At 67.4% G+C, this 17,847-nt stretch carries 18 protein-coding genes and 1 tRNA gene; 6 read left to right on the top strand and 13 right to left on the bottom strand.

Annotation, left to right across the window (positions count from 1 at the left end; translation table 11 throughout):
• Positions 1-9: 9 nt before the first annotated feature.
• From R0232_RS28775 to R0232_RS28755, 5 genes are all read right to left on the bottom strand, one after another.
• Complete coding sequence (locus R0232_RS28775; protein WP_431510275.1) at positions 10-975, bottom strand: prepilin peptidase; 966 nt, start codon at positions 973-975, stop codon at positions 10-12.
• Positions 975-2,210 carry a type II secretion system F family protein gene (locus R0232_RS28770; protein WP_208511845.1) on the bottom strand — a complete coding sequence of 412 codons (1,236 nt, stop codon included), beginning with the start codon at positions 2,208-2,210 and terminating at the stop codon, positions 975-977. The genes R0232_RS28775 and R0232_RS28770 overlap by 1 nt, the downstream gene beginning before the upstream one ends.
• 30 nt (positions 2,211-2,240) lie before the next feature.
• Entirely contained in the window at positions 2,241-3,974 is a 1,734-nt protein-coding gene (gene pilB, locus R0232_RS28765) for a type IV-A pilus assembly ATPase PilB (protein ID WP_431510274.1), read from the bottom strand.
• A 121-nt stretch (positions 3,975-4,095) separates the two neighbouring features.
• Positions 4,096-4,172: transfer RNA gene (locus tag R0232_RS28760), tRNA-Pro, on the bottom strand.
• Positions 4,173-4,216: 44 nt separating this feature from the next.
• Positions 4,217-5,209: a polyprenyl synthetase family protein gene (locus R0232_RS28755; protein WP_296800489.1), complete on the bottom strand. Its 993-nt coding sequence runs from the start codon at positions 5,207-5,209 to the stop codon at positions 4,217-4,219.
• 185 nt (positions 5,210-5,394) lie between these two features.
• On the opposite strand from R0232_RS28755, the gene rplU reads away from it, so the two are divergent.
• The 4 genes from rplU (at position 5,395) to proB (ending at position 8,347) form a co-directional block, all read left to right on the top strand.
• Positions 5,395-5,706: a 50S ribosomal protein L21 gene (rplU, locus tag R0232_RS28750; protein ID WP_057592097.1), complete on the top strand. Its 312-nt coding sequence runs from the start codon at positions 5,395-5,397 to the stop codon at positions 5,704-5,706.
• A gap of 12 nt (positions 5,707-5,718) precedes the next feature.
• Positions 5,719-5,979 carry a 50S ribosomal protein L27 gene (rpmA, locus tag R0232_RS28745; protein WP_057592096.1) on the top strand — a complete coding sequence of 87 codons (261 nt, stop codon included), beginning with the start codon at positions 5,719-5,721 and terminating at the stop codon, positions 5,977-5,979.
• Between the two features lie 71 nt (positions 5,980-6,050).
• Complete coding sequence (gene cgtA / locus R0232_RS28740; protein ID WP_093341025.1) at positions 6,051-7,127, top strand: Obg family GTPase CgtA; 1,077 nt, start codon at positions 6,051-6,053, stop codon at positions 7,125-7,127.
• 80 nt (positions 7,128-7,207) lie between these two features.
• Entirely contained in the window at positions 7,208-8,347 is a 1,140-nt protein-coding gene (gene proB, locus R0232_RS28735; protein ID WP_093341023.1) for a glutamate 5-kinase, read from the top strand.
• A gap of 69 nt (positions 8,348-8,416) precedes the next feature.
• Here proB and R0232_RS28730 read toward each other — a convergent pair whose 3' ends face one another.
• Together R0232_RS28730 and R0232_RS28725 are read right to left on the bottom strand one after the other, a co-directional pair.
• Complete coding sequence (locus tag R0232_RS28730) at positions 8,417-8,866, bottom strand: CNP1-like family protein (RefSeq protein WP_431510273.1); 450 nt, start codon at positions 8,864-8,866, stop codon at positions 8,417-8,419.
• Positions 8,867-8,957: 91 nt separating this feature from the next.
• Complete coding sequence (locus R0232_RS28725; RefSeq protein ID WP_093341020.1) at positions 8,958-9,635, bottom strand: RNA pyrophosphohydrolase; 678 nt, start codon at positions 9,633-9,635, stop codon at positions 8,958-8,960.
• A gap of 137 nt (positions 9,636-9,772) precedes the next feature.
• On the opposite strand from R0232_RS28725, the gene R0232_RS28720 reads away from it, so the two are divergent.
• Positions 9,773-11,518, top strand: coding sequence for a proline--tRNA ligase (locus R0232_RS28720; RefSeq protein ID WP_431510272.1), 1,746 nt, complete (start codon positions 9,773-9,775; stop codon positions 11,516-11,518).
• Positions 11,515-12,198, top strand: coding sequence for a lytic transglycosylase domain-containing protein (locus R0232_RS28715; protein WP_431510271.1), 684 nt, complete (start codon positions 11,515-11,517; stop codon positions 12,196-12,198). Before R0232_RS28720 ends, R0232_RS28715 begins: the two co-directional genes overlap by 4 nt.
• Before the next feature lie 15 nt (positions 12,199-12,213).
• On the opposite strand, the gene R0232_RS28710 is transcribed toward R0232_RS28715, so the two are convergent.
• The 6 genes from R0232_RS28710 to hemA form a co-directional block, all read right to left on the bottom strand.
• On the bottom strand, positions 12,214-13,497 hold the full coding sequence (locus R0232_RS28710; protein WP_093341268.1) for a hemolysin family protein: 1,284 nt from the start codon (positions 13,495-13,497) through the stop codon (positions 12,214-12,216).
• 79 nt (positions 13,498-13,576) lie between these two features.
• Positions 13,577-14,089, bottom strand: coding sequence for a cupin domain-containing protein (locus R0232_RS28705; RefSeq protein ID WP_093341015.1), 513 nt, complete (start codon positions 14,087-14,089; stop codon positions 13,577-13,579).
• 13 nt (positions 14,090-14,102) lie between these two features.
• The gene (gene grxD, locus R0232_RS28700) at positions 14,103-14,429 is read right to left on the bottom strand and encodes a Grx4 family monothiol glutaredoxin (protein WP_093341014.1); all 327 of its coding nucleotides are present in this window, start codon (positions 14,427-14,429) and stop codon (positions 14,103-14,105) included.
• A gap of 29 nt (positions 14,430-14,458) precedes the next feature.
• Positions 14,459-15,310 (bottom strand): peptide chain release factor N(5)-glutamine methyltransferase, encoded by an 852-nt coding sequence (gene prmC, locus R0232_RS28695; protein ID WP_431510270.1) that lies wholly within the window; start codon positions 15,308-15,310, stop codon positions 14,459-14,461.
• Positions 15,307-16,395, bottom strand: coding sequence for a peptide chain release factor 1 (gene prfA, locus R0232_RS28690; RefSeq protein ID WP_431510269.1), 1,089 nt, complete (start codon positions 16,393-16,395; stop codon positions 15,307-15,309). Before prfA ends, prmC begins: the two co-directional genes overlap by 4 nt.
• A 96-nt stretch (positions 16,396-16,491) precedes the next feature.
• Complete coding sequence (hemA, locus tag R0232_RS28685; protein WP_203202645.1) at positions 16,492-17,763, bottom strand: glutamyl-tRNA reductase; 1,272 nt, start codon at positions 17,761-17,763, stop codon at positions 16,492-16,494.
• Between the last annotated feature and the right edge of the window lie 84 nt (positions 17,764-17,847).

Raw genomic sequence — 17,847 nt, 5'->3', positions numbered from 1 at the left:
CTCCTGGCCTCAATGGAGCCAGGGGCCGAGCGGGAAGGCGAAGGGCGCCCATTGCTTGACGACGCCCGGGCCGATGACGAGGCAGACCAGGCCCGCGCCCGCGAGGAAGGGGCCGAAGGCGATCGGGATGTCCTTGTGGGCCAGCTTGCCCGCCACGCGCATGCCCAGGCCCAGCACGGCGCCCACGAGCGACGAGACCAGGATGATCGCGATCAGGTAGTCGGCACCGAGCCATGCGCCCAGCGCCGCCAGCAGCTTGAAGTCGCCGAAGCCCATGCCTTCCTTGCCCGTGATGAGTCGGTAGCCATGGTAGACCAGCCAGAGGCTCAGGTAGCCGAACACCGCGCCCCAGACCGAGAGCTGCAGCGAGGTGCCGGTCCAGCCCGCGGCCGCGCCGATCAGGCCGAGCCACAAAAGCAGGTAGTTGAGCGAGTCGGGCAGGAACTGGGTGTCGAAGTCGATCAGGAACTGGCAGACCAGCAGCGCCGCGAAGGCGGCCCACAGCGCGCCCGTCGGCGTGAGGCCGAAGCGGTGGCCGCAGAGCGCGAACAGCGCGGCGGTGGCCAGTTCGACCAGCGGATAGCGCGGGCTGATCCGGGTCTTGCAGGCGCCGCAACGGCCGCGCAATGCGAGGTAGCTCAGCACCGGGATGTTCTCGTACCAGCGGATCTCGTGGCCGCAGCTGCCGCAGCGCGAGCCGGGCCGCATGAGGTCGAAGCGCGGCAACTTCTCGAGTTCGACAGCGGCCTTGTCGGCCGCGGCTTCGAGGCCGGCCGGGGGCTGCGCCTTGGGGCCAAAGACCAGCGACCAGAGCGAGGGCATGTCCTTGACGCTCATGAGGTTCGCGACCGCGTCGTTGAGCCAGTCGCGGTACATCATGACCGGCGTGCGGTAGATCACCACGTTGAGGAAGCTGCCGATCAACAGACCGAGGACGCCGGCCAGCGCGGCGTCGAATCCCTGCGACACCAGCATCAGACGACCTGGCCGAGCTTGAAGATGGGCAGGTACATCGAGACCACGATGCCGCCGATGATCACGCCGAGAAAGACGATGATGATCGGCTCCATCAGGCTCGAGAGGCCGGCGACCATGTCGTCGACCTCGGATTCGTAGAAGTCCGCGGCCTTGCCGAGCATGTGGTCGATGGAACCCGACTCCTCGCCGATGGCGGTCATCTGGATCACCATCGAGGGGAACAGATTGACGTTGGTCATCGCATTCGTGAGGCTGGTGCCGGTCGACACCTCCTGCTGGATCTTGGCCGTGGCGTCACCGTACACGGTGTTGCCCGAAGCGCCGCCGACCGAGTCGAGCGCCTCGACCAGCGGCACGCCCGCAGCGAACATGGTGGCCAGCGTGCGCGTCCAGCGAGCGACGCAGGACTTCTCGATCAGCGCGCCGAAGATCGGCACCCGCAGCAGCAGGCGGTCCATGACCCGCTGCACGCGCTCGTTGCGCTTCCAGGCCTGGAAGAAGAAATAGAGGCCGCCGCCGATCACGCCGAAGATCAGCCACCAGTACGCCACGAAGAATTCGCTGACCGCCATCACGAACAGCGTGGGGGCGGGCAGATCGGCGCCGAAGGAGCTGAACACCTGCTTGAAGGCCGGGATCACGAAGATCATGATGATCGCCACCACCACGAAAGCCACCACCACCACCGAGGTCGGGTACATCAGCGCCGACTTGATCTTCGATTTGATCGCCTCGGTCTTCTCCATGTAGGTCGCCAGGCGGTCGAGCAGGTCTTCGAGGATACCGGCCGCTTCGCCGGCCTCGACCAGGTTGCAGTAGAGGTTGTCGAAGTACTTCGGGAACTTGCGGAAGGCCGACGACAGCGAGGTGCCGGTCTCGACGTCGCTGCGGATGTCGTTGAGCAGCTTGGCGACGCTGGGGTTGGCGTTGCCGCGGCCCACGATGTCGAAGGACTGCAGGAGCGGTACGCCGGCCTTCATCATGGTCGCGAGCTGGCGCGTGAAGATCGCGATGTCCTTGGGCTTGATGCTCTTGCCCGAGCGGGTGCGGCGCTTCTTGATCTTGCTGGCGAGCACGCCCTGGCGCCGTAGCGCGGCCTGCACCTGGTTCTCGCCGGCGGCACGCAGTTCACCGCGCACCAGCTTGCCGTTGCGATCCTTGCCTTCCCACTCGAAGACGAATTCCTTGACGTCGCGCCGTTGCCGGTTTGCCGTCGATGCTGCTGTGGCCATTCGGTTCGATCTCCGCTTCCAGTGTGTTCGTTATAGGTTGGTGACCGCCACCACTTCCTCGAGCGAGGTCAGGCCCTGCATCACTTTGCGCAGGCCCGACCGGCGCAGCGAGCGCACGCCTTCGGCTTCCGATTGCTGCGCGATGTCGAGCGCGCTGCCGTCGCGCAGGATGATTTCCTGGATCGCTTCGGAGATCGGCATCACCTGGTAGATCCCCACGCGGCCCTTGTAGCCGCCGCTGCAGGCAGCGCAGCCCACGGGCCGGTAGGGCTTCCAGCTGCCGTCGATCTCGTCGTCCTGGAAGCCCGCTTCGAGCAGCGCTTCGCGCGGGATGTCCACGGGCGCGCGGCAGGCCATGCACAGCCGCCGCGCGAGCCGCTGGGCGGTGATCAGGATCACGCTCGACGCGATGTTGAAGGGCGCGATGCCCATGTTGCGCATCCGCGTGAGGGTGGTGGGGGCGTCGTTGGTGTGCAGCGTCGACAGCACCAGGTGACCGGTCTGTGCGGCCTTGATCGAGATGTCGGCGGTTTCGATGTCGCGGATTTCGCCGACCATGATGATGTCGGGATCCTGCCGCAGGAAGGCCCGCAGCGCGGCCGCGAAGGTCAGGCCGGCCTTCTCGTTCACGTTGACCTGGTTGACGCCCGGCAGGTTGATTTCCGAGGGGTCCTCGGCGGTCGCGATGTTCACTCCCGGCTGGTTCAGCAGGTTGAGGCAGGTGTAGAGCGACACCGTCTTGCCCGAGCCGGTCGGCCCGGTGACCAGCACCATGCCGTAGGGCCGGCTGATCGCGTGCAGCAGGCGTTCCTTCTCGTCGGCGTCGTAGCCCAGCGCATCGATGCCCATGCGCGCGCTGCTGGGGTCGAGGATCCGGACCACGATCTTCTCGCCGAACAGCGTGGGCAGCGTGCTCACGCGGAAGTCGATCACCCGGTCGGGACCGATCTTGAGCTTCATGCGCCCGTCCTGGGGCACGCGCTTCTCGGAGATGTCGAGCCGCGAGATGACCTTGATGCGCGAGGCCAGCTTGTCCTTGATCACGGTCGGTGGGCTCGCGACCTCGCGCAGTTCGCCGTCGACCCGGAAGCGCACGCGGTAGTGGTGCTCGTAGGGCTCGAAGTGGATGTCCGACGCGCGCATGCTGACCGCGTCGAGCAGCATCTTGTGCAGGAAGCGCACGACCGGCGCGTCCTCGACCTCGGCGATCGCCTGCTCGTTGGCGTCGCCCGCGGTGTCGGCGCTGACGTCGTCGAACTCGAATTCGGTGCCGACGATGCTGTTGATGGTTTCGGCCGCGCTGGCCGCGGCGGCCTCGACCATGCGCGACAGCTTGTCGTACTCGGCGATGACCCAGTCCACGCCCATCTGGGAGGCGAACTTGATCTTCTCGGCGGCCTGCTGGTCGGACGGATCGGCCGTGGCGACGATCAGGCGGTTGTTGCGCTTGCTGAGGACGACGATGCGGTAGGCCTGGCAGAGCTTGGGATCGAGCAGATCCTTCGGCAGGCGCTGGTGATCGATAGCGTCGAGGTCGAGCAGCGGAGCGCCGAATGCATTCGAGAGCGTGTGAGCGAGGTCGGCGGCCGAGACGGCACCGGTGCCCGTGAGTTCGGCGATGAAGCTGGAGCGGCTGCTCAGCGACTTCTGATAGAGATCTTCCGCGGTTTTCGCGGGCAGCTTGCCGGCTGAGACCAGCGCGCGTGCAAGCCCTGGCAAGGCGACTTGCGGGTTTTCTTTAACGGGAAGTTCGGCTGCAGCCATCAGCGAATGCAAGAGATGTGAGAAATTGCTTCACGATCATCGCCGAACACTCCTGTGCTGTAAATCGCTGTACAGCAACAGAAAATGGCATTCTGATGGTTTATGCCAGTCTCGAAAAGACTGGTCGGGGTGAGAGGATTCGAACCTCCGGCCTCTACGTCCCGAACGTAGCGCTCTACCAGGCTAAGCTACACCCCGATGGTGCGAAAAGTCAGTCGTCCTTGGCCAACTCGTAAGAGGTGTCAGGCACGCCGCTCAAGCAGCTGAGCCGCTAATTGTAGCAAACCTGAAGCGTGCGAATTCGTCGCGAAGCCGTCGAGCGCAGAAATTGCGCGTTGTGCTTCGGCCGCGGCCGCCGCGCGCGATGCATCCAGGGCGCCGGTTTCGCGCACGATCTCGACGATCTTGCCCAGCTGGGCGGTGTCGCCCGCCTCGATGGCCGCGCGCACCAGCGCACTCTGGGCCGCGGTGCCGCGCTGCATCGCGAAGATCAGCGGCAGCGTGGTCTTGCCTTCGCGCAGGTCGTCGCCAAGGTTCTTGCCGGTTTCGCTGGCGTCGCCCGCGTAGTCGAGCACGTCGTCGATCACCTGGAAGGCCGTGCCCAGTGCCTGCCCGTAGGTGGCGCAGGCTTCCTCGACCTCGGGCGTCACGCCTGCCAGCACAGCGGCCAGGCGCGTGCTGGCTTCGAACAGCTTGGCGGTCTTGGAGCGGATGACGCGCAGGTAGGCCGACTCGTCGAGCGAGGCGTCGTGCATGTTCATCAGCTGCAGCACCTCGCCTTCGGCGATCACGTTGGTCGCCTCGGCCAGGATCTGCATCACGCGCATGTTGTTGGCATCCAACATCATCTGGAAGGCGCGCGAATAAAGGAAGTCGCCGACCAGCACGCTGGCGGGATTTCCGAAGGATTCGTTGGCGGTCGGGCGCCCGCGGCGCAGCGTCGATTCGTCGACCACGTCATCGTGCAGCAGGGTGGCGGTGTGGATGAACTCCACCACGGCCGCGAGATTGAAGCGCTGTTCGCCGGTGTAGCCGAGCGCGCCGGCCATCAGCAGCAGCAAGGCCGGCCGCAGGCGCTTGCCGCCTGCGGAGATGATGTACTTCGAGACTTGGCTGACCAGCGGCACCCCGGTGTCGAGGCGGTTGGAGATCACGCGGTCGACTTCGACCATGTCACCGGCGATCAGGCCGAGGACTGCGGCGGTGGGGGAGGTGTCGGCGGCGGGAACTGACAAAGCGTGGGCGCTGGGCGCTGCTGAATACAGGGATGGCGCAAGACGCCGGAAGGCGCCGATTATAGGGAGCGGGAAACGGCCGCTGGCCTCGATCGGGCGCCGGGGCATGTGAGCATGCGCAAACCGTGCTATAGTCTTGGTCTCTGCGGAATTCGCCGCGGAGACTCAATTCCTAAGAGGTTCACATGTACGCGGTCATAAAAACCGGTGGCAAGCAGTATCGCGTTGCTTCCGGCGAGAAAATCAAAGTAGAACAGATTGCTGCGGACGTTGGCCAGGAAATCGTGATCGACCAGGTTCTGGCCGTCGGAAACGGCGCTGAAATCAAGGTTGGCACGCCCCTGGTGTCCGGTGCAACGGTGACGGTCACGGTGCTGTCGCACGGCAAGCACGACAAGGTTCGCATCTTCAAGATGCGCCGTCGCAAGCACTATCAGAAACGTCAAGGCCATCGCCAGCAGTTCACCGAGCTGCAAATCGGCGCGATCGCCGGTTAAGGAGCAGACTCCATGGCACAGAAAAAAGGCGGCGGCTCCACGCGAAACGGGCGCGATTCCAAGCCCAAGATGCTCGGCGTGAAGGCCTTCGGCGGCCAACTGATCAGCGCCGGCTCGATCATCGTGCGCCAGCGCGGTACCCAGTTCCACCCCGGCGTGAACGTCGGCGTGGGCAAGGACCACACGCTGTTCGCCCTCGTCGACGGCCACGTGTCGTTCGGCTTCAAGGGTGCGCTCAACAAGCACATGGTCAATGTGACGCCGGCGGCCTGAGCCTCCAGCCACTTCGACTGTCTCGGAGCCCCGCTTTGCCGGGGCTTCTTCATTTGTAAACTGGACATCCCATGAAGTTCGTCGACGAAGCCTTCATCGACATCGCCGCCGGCGATGGCGGCAACGGCTGCGTGTCGTTCCGCCATGAGAAGTACAAGGAATTCGGCGGCCCCAATGGCGGCGACGGCGGGCGCGGCGGCCATGTGTTCGCCGTGGCCGACTCGAACCTCAACACGCTGGTGGATTTCCGCTACTCGCGCCGGCACGAAGCCAAGCGCGGCGAGCACGGCATGGGCTCCGACATGTTCGGCGCCGCGGGCGACGACATCACGCTGAAGATGCCGGTCGGCACGATCATCACCGACGCCGAAACCGGCGAAGTGCTCTATGAACTGCTGACGCCCGGCGAGGTCATCACCATCGCCAAGGGCGGCGACGGCGGCTTCGGCAACCTGCGCTTCAAGAGCGCCATCAACCGCGCACCGCGCCAGAAGACGCCCGGCTGGCCCGGCGAGCGCAAGAGCCTCAAGCTCGAACTCAAGGTGCTGGCCGACGTGGGCTTGCTGGGCATGCCGAACGCCGGCAAGTCGACCTTGATCAGCGCGATCTCGAACGCGCGCCCGCGCATCGCCGACTATCCGTTCACCACCCTGCACCCCAATCTCGGCGTGGTGCGCGTCGGCCCCGAACAGAGCTTCGTGGTGGCCGACCTGCCCGGCCTGATCGAGGGTGCTTCCGACGGCGCCGGTCTCGGCCACCTGTTCCTGCGTCACCTGCAGCGCACCCGGCTGTTGCTGCACGTGATCGACCTCGCGCCCTTCGACGAGACCGTCGACCCGGTCGCGCAGGCCAAGGCGATCGTGGGCGAGCTCAAGAAGTACGACGCGCAGCTCTACGAGAAGCCGCGCTGGCTGGTGCTCAACAAGCTGGACATGATCCCCGAGGAAGAACGCGCCGCGCGCGTGAAGGACTTCGTGAAGCGCCTGCGCTTCAAGGGACCGGTGTTCGAGATCTCGGCGCTCACGCGCGAAGGCTGCGAGCCGCTCGTGCATGCGATCTACCGCCAGGTCAAGGCCCAGCAGGTGGCCGAGCAGCCGCCGGCCGAGATCGATCCGCGCTTCGTCGAACTGCCGCCCGAAAAGCCCTGAGCGAGGGCCTTCGGCCCGGCCCTGCAATGCTATTGATTAAATAGCATAATCGTCAGTCTTCACGCCAGCTACAGCCTTCAATGACCTCGAATACCGGATCCACAGCCCTGCGGGACGCCCGCCGCATCGTCGTCAAGGTGGGCTCGAGCCTCGTGACGAACGAGGGCCGCGGCCTCGACGAGGGCGCCATCGGCGAGTGGTGCCGGCAGCTCGCCGCGCTGGTGCGCGACGGGCGCGAGGTGGTGATGGTCTCGAGCGGCGCCATCGCCGAGGGCATGAAGCGCCTCGGCTGGAAGACCCGGCCGCACGAGGTGCACGAGCTCCAGGCCGCCGCAGCCGTCGGCCAGATGGGCCTGGCCCAGATGTACGAGACCAAGCTGCGCGAGAACCGCATCGGCAGCGCGCAGGTGCTGCTCACACACGCCGACCTGGCCGACCGCGAGCGCTACCTCAATGCCCGTTCGACCCTGGTGACGCTGCTGCGCCTCGGCGTGGTGCCGGTCATCAACGAGAACGACACCGTGGTCAACGACGAGATCAAGTTCGGCGACAACGACACGCTCGGCGCGCTGGTCGCGAATCTCGTCGAGGCCGATGCGCTGGTGATCCTCACCGACCAGCGCGGCCTCTATTCGGCCGACCCGCGCAAGGACCCCGACGCGAAGTTCATCCACGAGGCCGCCGCGGGCGACCCGGCGCTCGAGGCCATGGCCGGTGGCGCGGGCTCGAGCATCGGCAAGGGCGGGATGATCACCAAGATCCTCGCGGCCAAGCGTGCGGCCGGTTCGGGCGCCTCCACCGTGATCGCCTGGGGCCGCGAGCCCGATGCATTGCTGCGCCTTGCGCAGGGCGACGCCATCGGCACGCTGCTGGTGGCGCAGACCGCGAAGCACCAGGCGCGCAAGCGCTGGATGGCCGACCATCTGCAACTGCGTGGCGCCGTGATCGTCGATGCCGGCGCGGCCGCCAAGGTGCGCGCCGAGGGCAAGAGCCTGCTGCCGATCGGCATGACGGGCGTGTCGGGCGAGTTCTCGCGCGGCGACGTGATCGCGGTGCGCGATGCCGAGGGCATCGAGCTGGCGCGCGGCCTCGCCAACTACTCGAGCGTCGAGGCGCGGCTGCTGTGCCGCAAGCCCTCGGCCGAGTTCGAGCGGCTGCTGGGCTATGCCGCCGAGCCGGAGATGGTGCACCGGGACAACATGGTGCTCATGCCGGTCTGAGGCTCGCCTCGACCGCGCCAAAGAAAAAGGCCCCGATCGGGGCCTTTTCTCATCGTGCCGGCGTGCTGCTCACTGCACTTCGCGCACCGGATTGCGGATGTACTGGACGATCTCGCTGGCCGTCGAGCGCGGTGCGCTGTCGCGGCACAGGCCCTGGGTCGCGATGGCCCAGGTGTAGCGCGAGTTGAGGTCGGTGATGCGCTTCCACTCGGGTGCCTTGGCCAGCTCCCACGCATTGCCGCTGTAGCGCGCATAGCTCTTCATCTCGCCGGTCTTGCAGCGCACGCCGTCGTAGAAGGCGTTGATCGTGCCGCCCGCCTTGCTGCTCGCCACCACCACGTAGCGCACGATGCCGTCGGGCGTGATCGTGATGGTCTTCGGGTCGATGCCGAACTTCAGCGTCATGTAGGGCGGCATCTCGATCGGCACCAGGCGGTTCTGGTCGAAGGCCGGTGGCGGCGGTGCCGCCGACTCCTGCCACTCGGCATCGGACTGCGTCGTCTTGGGCGGGGGCGGCATGCCGCTTTGCGCCCAGTCGGGGTTGTCGGTGTCGTGCTTGGCCGAGCCGCAGGCCGCCAGCAGCAGGGCGCTTGCGAGAACGAGCGCCGGGCTAGCGAGGCGTGGGAGGTTGCGCAGCGGATGCGGACGGAAAGACGGGTCCGTCGGAAGAGTCGGTCGCAGATTTGACATTGGGGTCCGGGTCGAAGCTCGCGCCCGGAGGCAGTTCGAAGTTGGCGTCGTGGCCGCCCGCGGAAGGATGGCGCTCGAACTCTCGGGCGCGCACGTTGCTGCGCAGGAAGCGGTTGCGGAAATCCTGCCGTGGCAGGTAGCGAGCAAGCTCGGTGAGCGCCATCTCGTAGACGCCCCGTTTGAATTCGACGACGACGTCGAGCGGCACCCAGTAGTCGTGCCAGCGCCAGGCGTCGAATTCGGGATGGTCCGTGGCACGCAGGTTCAGATCCCAGTCGTGACCGACCAGTTGCAGCAGATACCAGATTTGTTTCTGGCCCTTGTAGTGACCTCGTGCGTCTCGTCGGATGAACCGATCCGGCACCTCGTAGCGCAACCAGTCGCGGGTACGGGCCACGATACGCACGTGCTCCGGATGGAGACCCACTTCCTCATGCAATTCCCGGAACATGGCTTGCTCGGGACTTTCGCCGCGGTCGATGCCGCCTTGCGGAAACTGCCAGGAATGCGTGCGGATGCGTTTGCCCCAAAAAACCTGGTTTTTCTGGTTGAGCAGGATGATGCCGACGTTGGGCCTGAAGCCGTCCCGGTCGAGCATAATCAAACCCCAATTTTTGAACTGAGTCGATTATGCATGCCGGGTTGCACTCGGCAAGCGACCGGTTCCGGGCTCTCAGGGTCTCTACGGGGGCCGTCGTCCGTCTCGTTTCACTCCGAACCAGCACCGCATTTCCGATGAAAGCATCCCGTTTCTTCGTCTCCACCCTCAAGGAAGCGCCGGCCGATGCCGAGGTGGCGAGCCACCGTCTCATGATGCGCGCGGGCATGATCAAGAAGGTCGGCACCGGCATCTACACGTACATGCCCATGGGCCTGCGTGTCATCCGCAAGGTCGAGGCGATCGTGCGCGAGGAGATGAACCGCGCCGGCGCGGTCGAGCTGACGATGCCAGTGGTGCAGCCCGCCGAGCTCTGGCAGGAGTCGGGCCGCTTCGACAAGATGGGCCCCGAGCTGCTGCGCATCAAGGACCGCCATGACCGCGACTTCGTGGTGCAGCCCACCAGCGAAGAGGTGGTGACCGACATCGCGCGCCAGGAGATCCGCAGCTACAAGCAGCTGCCGAAGAACTTCTACCAGATCCAGACCAAGTTCCGCGACGAGCGCCGTCCGCGCTTCGGCCTGATGCGCGGGCGCGAATTCATCATGAAGGACGCCTACAGCTTCGACCGTGACCTCGACGCGGCCAAGGCCAGCTACCAGGCGATGGCGCAGGCCTACCGCAACATCTTCGACCGCTTCGGCCTGCGTTACCGCGCCGTGGCGGCCGACAGCGGCGCCATCGGCGGCGACCTCAGCGAGGAATTCCAGGTCATCGCCGCCACCGGCGAGGACGCGATCGTCTACTGCCCCGACAGCGACTACGCGGCCAACATGGAAAAGGCCGAGGCGCTGGCTCCGGCCGGCCCGCGTCCCGCCGCCGCCAATGCGCTCGAGAGGACGCCCACGCCCGGCAAGAGCACCTGCGAGGACGTCGCCGTGCTGCTCGGCGTGCCGCTCGCCACCACCGTGAAGTCGCTGGTGCTTGCCACCGACATCGTCGACGAGGCCGGCAACATCACGGGCTCGCAGGTCTGGCTGCTGCTGCTGCGCGGCGACCACGAGATGAACGAGATCAAGGTCGCCAAGCTGCCCGGCCTCGACAAGGGCTTTCGCTTCGCGACCCTGGCCGAGATCGATGCGCACTTCGGCTGCAAGCCCGGCTACCTCGGCCCGCTGAACCTCAAGAAGCCGGTGAAGCTGGTGGCCGACCGCGAAGTCGCGCTGATGGCCGACTGGATCACGGGCGCCAACGAGATCGACTTCCACATGACCGGCGTCAACTGGGGCCGCGACCTGCCCGAGCCCGAGCTGGTGGCCGACCTGCGCAACGTGGTCGCGGGCGATGCCTCGCCCGACGGCAAGGGCGTGCTGGCGATCGAGCGCGGCATCGAGGTGGGCCACGTCTTCGTGCTGGGCACCAAGTACAGCAAGTCGATGAACGCCACCTTCCTCGACGAAGGCGGCAAGCCGCAGTTCCTCGAGATGGGTTGCTACGGCATCGGCGTCACGCGCCTGCCCGCCGCCGCCATCGAGCAGAACCACGACGAGCGCGGGATCATCTGGCCCGACGCGATCGCGCCGTTCACCGTGGTGGTGTGCCCGATCGGCATGGACCGCAGCGCCGAGGTCAAGGCCGCGGCCGAGGCGCTCTACGAAGTGCTGCTCGCCAAGGGCGTCGACGTGCTGCTCGACGACCGCGGCGAGCGCCCGGGCGCGATGTTCGCCGACTGGGAACTGATCGGCGTGCCGCACCGCGTGGTGATCTCCGACCGCGGCCTCAAGGAAGGCCAGCTCGAATACCAGCATCGCCGCGACACCGCCGCGACCAAGGTGCCGGCCGCCGGCATCGCGGACTTCATCGCCGGCAAGCTCGCGGCATGAGCCTTCCGGGCGGCTTCTCCCGGCGCCATTGCATCGGCGCCGCGGCGGGCGCCCTCGCGGCGCTGTCGCTGCCGCGACCGGCACTGGCCGGCGCGCAGATCGAGGAGCCGCTGATCGACTCGGTGCGCACCGCGCTGAGCTCGGCCATCCACAACAAGGCACCGCCGGTGCCGCAGTTCGCGAACACCGAGGCGCGCCTGGCCTATCTGCGCTGGCTCGGCGAGATGAGCGAACGGCTCAAGAAGAAGGTCGCCGATGCGCCCTCGCGCATCGAATTCCTGCAGACGGTCTGGTACGAGGCCAAGCGCTCGGGGCTCGACGTGAGCCTGGTGCTCGGGCTGATCCAGGTCGAGAGCAATTTCCGCAAGTTCGCGGTCTCGAGCGCGGGCGCGCGCGGCTACATGCAGGTCATGCCGTTCTGGACCCGCGTGATCGGCGACAGCGACCCGGCCAAGCTGTTCCACATGCAGACCAACCTGCGCTTCGGCTGCGTGATCCTGCGTCACTACCTGGACCGCGAGAGCGGCGACCTGTTCCTGACGCTGGGCCGCTACAACGGCAGCCGCGGCAAGGCGCCGTATCCGAACGCGGTGTTCTCGAACCAGCGGCTGTGGGCCTGGGCCGACCGCGAGCGCGAGATCGAGCGCAAGGAACAGGACAAGGCCCGTTCCGCGGCCTGACTGGAATTCAGGCGATCAGGTCTTGGTGACCATCACCTGGTCGATCCGGTAGCTGTCGACGTCCATCACCTCGAAGGTATAGCCCGCCCAGCTCACGCTGTCGGTGCGCTTGGGAACGCGGCGCAGCATCACCATCAGGAAGCCCGCGAGCGTCTCGTACTCGTCGGCATGCGGCAGCTCGTCGATGTGCAGCGCACGCTGCACGTCCTGGATCGGCGTGATGCCGTCGATCAGCCAGGAGTTCTCGTCGCGGCGCACGATCTGTTCCTCGTCGGGCGTGGACACGAGGTCGCCCATCACCGTGCTCATCACGTCGTTGAGCGTGATCACGCCCACCACCAGGCTGTACTCGTTGACGATGATCGCGAAGTCTTCATGGGCCTGCTGGAACTGCTCGAGCACCTCGGTCAGCGACAGCCGGTCGGGGATCACCAGCGCCTTGTGCAGCGGCAGCCCCTGGTCGAAGGCCAGCGGCTGGCCGCTGAGCACGCGCTGGAACATGTCCTTGGCATCGACGTAGCCCAGCACGTGGTCGATGTCGCCGTCGCACACCGGGTAGGCCGAGAAGGGCTCGGCCACGATGCGCGCGCGCAGCACCGACTCGGGGTCGTCGTGCAGGAACCAGGCGATGCTGTCGCGCGCGGTCATCACGCTGCTCACGAGCCGCGTCTCGAGCTCGAACACGTTGGCGATCACCTGCTGCTCGCGCACCGCGAGCACACCGGCGCGCGCGCCGGCCTCGGTCATCGCGAGGATGTCGGCCGAGGTGATCTTGTCGTCGCGCGCCATCGGCATGCCCAGCAGCTTGAACAGCAGGTCGGTGCAGGCGGTGAACAGCCACACCAGCGGCTTGAAGGTGGTGATCAGCAGCTGCATCGGCTTGGCGATGCGCACCGCCAAGCGCTCGGGGTCGTTCATGCCCAGCCGCTTGGGGAACAGGTCGGCGAACACCAGGAACACCGCGATGATGGTCACGAAGGAGCACAGGAAGCCCGCGCTCTGCGCGCCCTCGGGGCCGAGCCAGCCGGTGAACAGGCGCGCGAAGTAGGGGCTCAGCGCGCCTTCGCCGACCACGCCGCCCAGGATCGCGACCGCGTTGAGGCCGATCTGCACCACGGTGAAGTAGTAGCCCGGCTGCTCCTGGATGCGCAGCACGAGGTCGGCGCGCGCGTCGCCGTCGTCGGCCATCTGGCGCAGGCGCAGGCGACGCGAGGCGGCCAGCGCGATCTCGGCGAGGGAGAAGAAGGCGCTCAGCGCGATCAGGAGCGCGATGACGAGCAGGCTTTGGGTCAGGGTCATGGTGGTCACCAACAGACCCCGATGGTGCCATGGCGCAGGGGGCGCCCGCCACGGGCGCGGCCCGCAGGCGAAAGAGCGCTCAGACCCCGCCGTGCGGATGGGTCGGGTCGACCCACAGCACCGACTCGGGCTTCTCGACCGGCTCGATGTCGAGGTTCACCGCGACGGCCTCACCGTCGCTGCGGCACAGCACGCACTCGAGCGTCTCGGTCGGGCTGGCGTTGATTTCCTGGTGCGGCACGTAGGGCGGCACGTAGATGAAGTCGCCCGGCCCGGCCTCGGCCGTGAACTCGAGCTGCTCGCCCCAGCGCATGCGCGCGCGGCCGCGCACGACGTAGATCACCGATTCGAGGTGGCCGTGGTGGTGGGCGCCGGTCTTGGCGTCGGCATGGATGGTGACCGTGCCGGCCCAGAGCTTCTGCGCGCCGACGCGCGCGAAATTGATCGCCGCGGCCCGGTTCATGCCGGGCGTCTGGGCGGTGTTGGCGTCGAGCTGGTTGGCCGCGATCACCCGCACGCCGTCGTGCTTCCACGCCGGGGCCGACGCCTCGTCGTGCGGATGCCCGTGGTCGTGATCGTGGCCGTGGCTCATCGCCGGGCCCGGATCAGGCAGCGTCGCCGGCCAGCACCTTCTGCAGTTCGCCCGACTCGTACATCTCCATCATGATGTCCGAGCCGCCGACGAATTCGCCCTTGACGTAGAGCTGGGGGATGGTGGGCCAGTTGCTGTAGTCCTTGATGCCCTGGCGGATGCCGTCGTCCTCGAGGACGTTGACGGTCTTGAGCGACTTGGTGTCGACGCCCACGGCCTTGAGGATCTGGATCGCGCGGCCCGAGAAGCCACACATGGGGAAGCTGGCGTTGCCCTTCATGAAGAGCACGAGTTCGTTGGATTTGACGAGGTCGTCGATGCGTTGCTGGGCGTCGGACATGGGGGCTCCTGAAAAGTAGGCTGGAGGGATTATTTCACCGTGCGCCGGATTCCGCCCGAGCAGCGCGCGATGCCTGCCAGGTCGTCGCGGCTTTGCACCTCGGCGAAGCCGTGGGCGGCCAGCAGCTGCCGCACCGCGGGGGCCTGGTCGTGACCATGTTCCAGCAGCAGCCAGCCGCCTTCGGCCAGGTGCGCGGGCGCGTCGGCAACGATGCGGCGGATGTCGTCGAGCCCGTCGGCGCCGGCCACCAGCGCCGAGACGGGCTCGTGCTGCAGCGCCGGCAGATGCGGGTCGCCGGCGGCAATGTACGGCGGGTTGCTGGCGATCAGCGCGTAACCCGGGTCCGCGCCCGCGAGCCAGTCGGCCTGGGCGAAACGCACCGGCAGCTTCAGGCGCTCGGCGTTGGCGCGGGCCACCGCGAGCGCGTCGGCGCTGGCATCCACCGCATCGACCTGCGCATCGGCGCGCGCATGCTGCAGCGCCAGCGCGATCGCGCCGCTGCCGGTGCCCAGGTCGAGCACGCGCGGCGCGGCCCGGCCTTCGAGGCATTCCAGCGCCCAGTCGACCAGCGTTTCGGTGTCGGGCCGCGGCACCAGCACGCGCGGATCGACGCGCAGCTCGAGGCCGTGGAATTCCTTCTCGCCCAGCAGGTAGGCCACCGGCTCGCCCGCGAGGCGGCGCAAGAGCCGCGCCGACAGTGCGGTCCACAGCGGCTCGGGCAGCGCGTCGGTGTCGTGCGCGAGCAGCCAGGCGCGGTCGTGCGGCGGCCGACCCAGCGCGTGCAGCAGCAGCAGCTGGGCGTCGAGCCGGTCGACGCCCAGCCGCGCGGCCGCGGCCAGCGCCTGGGTCACGGTCGAGGGCGCGAGCGGCTCAGTGCTCATGAGGGCAGGCTCGATTCGAGTTCGGCCAACTGCTCCGCCGCGCGCGCGGCGCGCAGCGCCTCGAGCACGTCGCCGAGGTCGCCTTCCATGATCGCGAGCAGCTTGTAGAGCGTGAGGTTGATCCGGTGGTCGGTGAGCCGGCCCTGGGGGAAGTTGTAGGTGCGGATACGGTCGGAGCGGTCGCCGCTGCCGATCAGGCCCTTGCGCAGCGCGGCGTCCTTGGCGGCGCGCTCGCTGCGCTCCTTCTCCTGGATCCGTGCCGACAGCACCTGCAGCGCCTTGGCCTTGTTGCGGTGCTGGCTGCGGTCGTCCTGGCACTCGGCCACGATGCCGGTCGGGATGTGCGTGATGCGCACCGCCGAATCGGTCTTGTTGATGTGCTGGCCGCCGGCGCCGCTGGCGCGGTAGGTGTCGATGCGCAGGTCGGCCGGATTGATCTGCACCGCCTGCGCCTCGTCGGGCTCGGCCAGCACCGCCACCGTGCAGGCGCTGGTGTGGATGCGGCCCTGCGTCTCGGTGGCCGGCACGCGCTGCACGCGATGGCCGCCCGATTCGAAGCGCAGGTTGCCGAACACCTCGTCGCCCGAGATGCGCACCACCACTTCCTTGTAGCCGCCGAGCTCGCTCTCGTTCTCGCTCACGATCTCGCAGCGCCAGCCGGCGCGCTCGCAGTAGCGCGTGTACATGCGCAGCAGGTCGCCCGCGAACAGCGCTGATTCGTCGCCGCCGGTACCGGCGCGGATTTCGAGGAAGGCGTTGCGCGCGTCGTCGGGGTCCTTGGGCAGCAGCAGGCGCTGCAGCTCGTCTTCCAGCTGCGTGAGCTCGGCCTCGGCCTCGGCGATCTCCTGCGCGGCCATCTCGGCCATGTCGGTGTCGTCGAGCATCTCCTTCGCGCCCGCGATGTCGGCCTCGCGCTGCACGTAGCGCGCATAGCGGCCGGCCACCTGCGTCACCTCGGCATGCTCGCGCGAGATGGTGCGGTACTGCGCCATGTCGCCCATGATGTCCTCGCGCGAGAGCAGGAAGTCGAGTTCGCCGAGGCGGGCGGCATAGCGTTCGAGTTGGTGACGGAGGAAGGGCTTCACGGCGGAGGAGTTCGAAAAAGAGGGGAGGTGCCGCGGCACGGCGGCAAGGCGCATGGAGGCCGCGGCACGCCGTGCCGGGCTCGCGGACGAGCGCCGCTAACGCTCTTTGCGCAGGAACAGGCGCGAGATGGTCTGCGCCGTCTGCTCGCGCGAGGCGGCATCGCCCGCGTGCAGCTCGGCCAGCGCGCCGTGCAGCATCTTCTGCGTGAGCCCGCGCGACAGGGCTTCGAGCACGGCCTCGACCGATTCGCCCTTGGCAAGCAGCTTGCGCGCGCGCGCCAGTTCGGCGGCGCGCCATTCGTCGGTCTGCGCGTTGAGCTGCTGGATCAGCGGCACCGTGCCGCGCTGGCCCAGCCAGTGCATGAAGCTCTGCACGCCGGCGTCGATGATGACCTCGGCCTGCGCCACCGCGGCCTGGCGGTTGGCCTGGCCCTGCTGCACGACCTGGGCGAGGTCGTCCACGGTGTAGAGGTAGATGTCCTCGAGCGCCTTCACCTCGGGCTCGATGTCGCGCGGCACGGCCAGGTCGACCATGAACATCGGGCGATGCTTGCGCGACTTGAGCGCGCGTTCCACGGCGCCCAGGCCGATGATCGGCAGCGTGCTCGCGGTGCAGCTCACGACGATGTCGAACTCGGCCAGCCGTGCCGGCAGGTCGGCCAGCCGCATCGCCTCGCCGCCGAAGCGCGAGGCCAGCTTCTCGCCGCGTTCGAGCGTGCGGTTGGCAATGGCGATGGACTTCGGCTCCTTGGCCGCGAAGTGCGTGGCCGCGAGGTCGATCATCTCGCCGGCGCCGACGAACAGCACGCGCGTCTGGCGCAGGTCCTCGAACAGCTGGCCGGCCAGGCGCACGGCGGCGGCCGCCATGCTGATCGAGTGCGCGCCGATCTCGGTGGCGGTGCGCACTTCCTTGGCGACCGCGAACGAGCGCTGGAAGAGTTGGTTGAGCGTGCTGCCCAGCGCGCCGGCGGTTTCGGCGGCGCGCACCGCGTCCTTCATCTGGCCGAGGATCTGGGCTTCGCCGAGCACCATCGAATCGAGGCCGCTGGCCACGCGGAAGGCATGGCGCGCGACATCGCCGTCGTGCAGGGTGTAGGCATGCGAGCGCAGCAGCGCGGGGGCCACGCCGCCGCTCTGGGCCAGCCAGCCGACCGTGTGGTCGATCGCGGCATGGTCAGCGGCGCAGTAGATCTCGGTGCGGTTGCAGGTCGAGATGATGGCGGCCTCGACCTGCGGGTGGCGGCCGCTCGAGAACGAGCTGCGCAGGCTCTGCAGGGTGGGAGCGATCTGGTCGAGCGCAAACGCAAAACGACCGCGCAGATCGAGCGGCGCGGTCGTGTGGTTCAAGCCAAGAGCCCAGACAGACATGTAGCGATTATAAAATTTGCGGAGCCCGTCCCGGCACCGTGCTGTCTATGACCTCCATAGCGGCTGGCGGATGACGCTTCCGCC

The sequence above is a fragment of the Variovorax sp. DAIF25 genome, assembly GCF_050711835.1.
GTDB lineage: Bacteria > Pseudomonadota > Gammaproteobacteria > Burkholderiales > Burkholderiaceae_C > Variovorax.
Note: the sequence above shows the minus strand (reverse complement) of the source record. Positions and strands in the feature narration are given on the sequence as shown.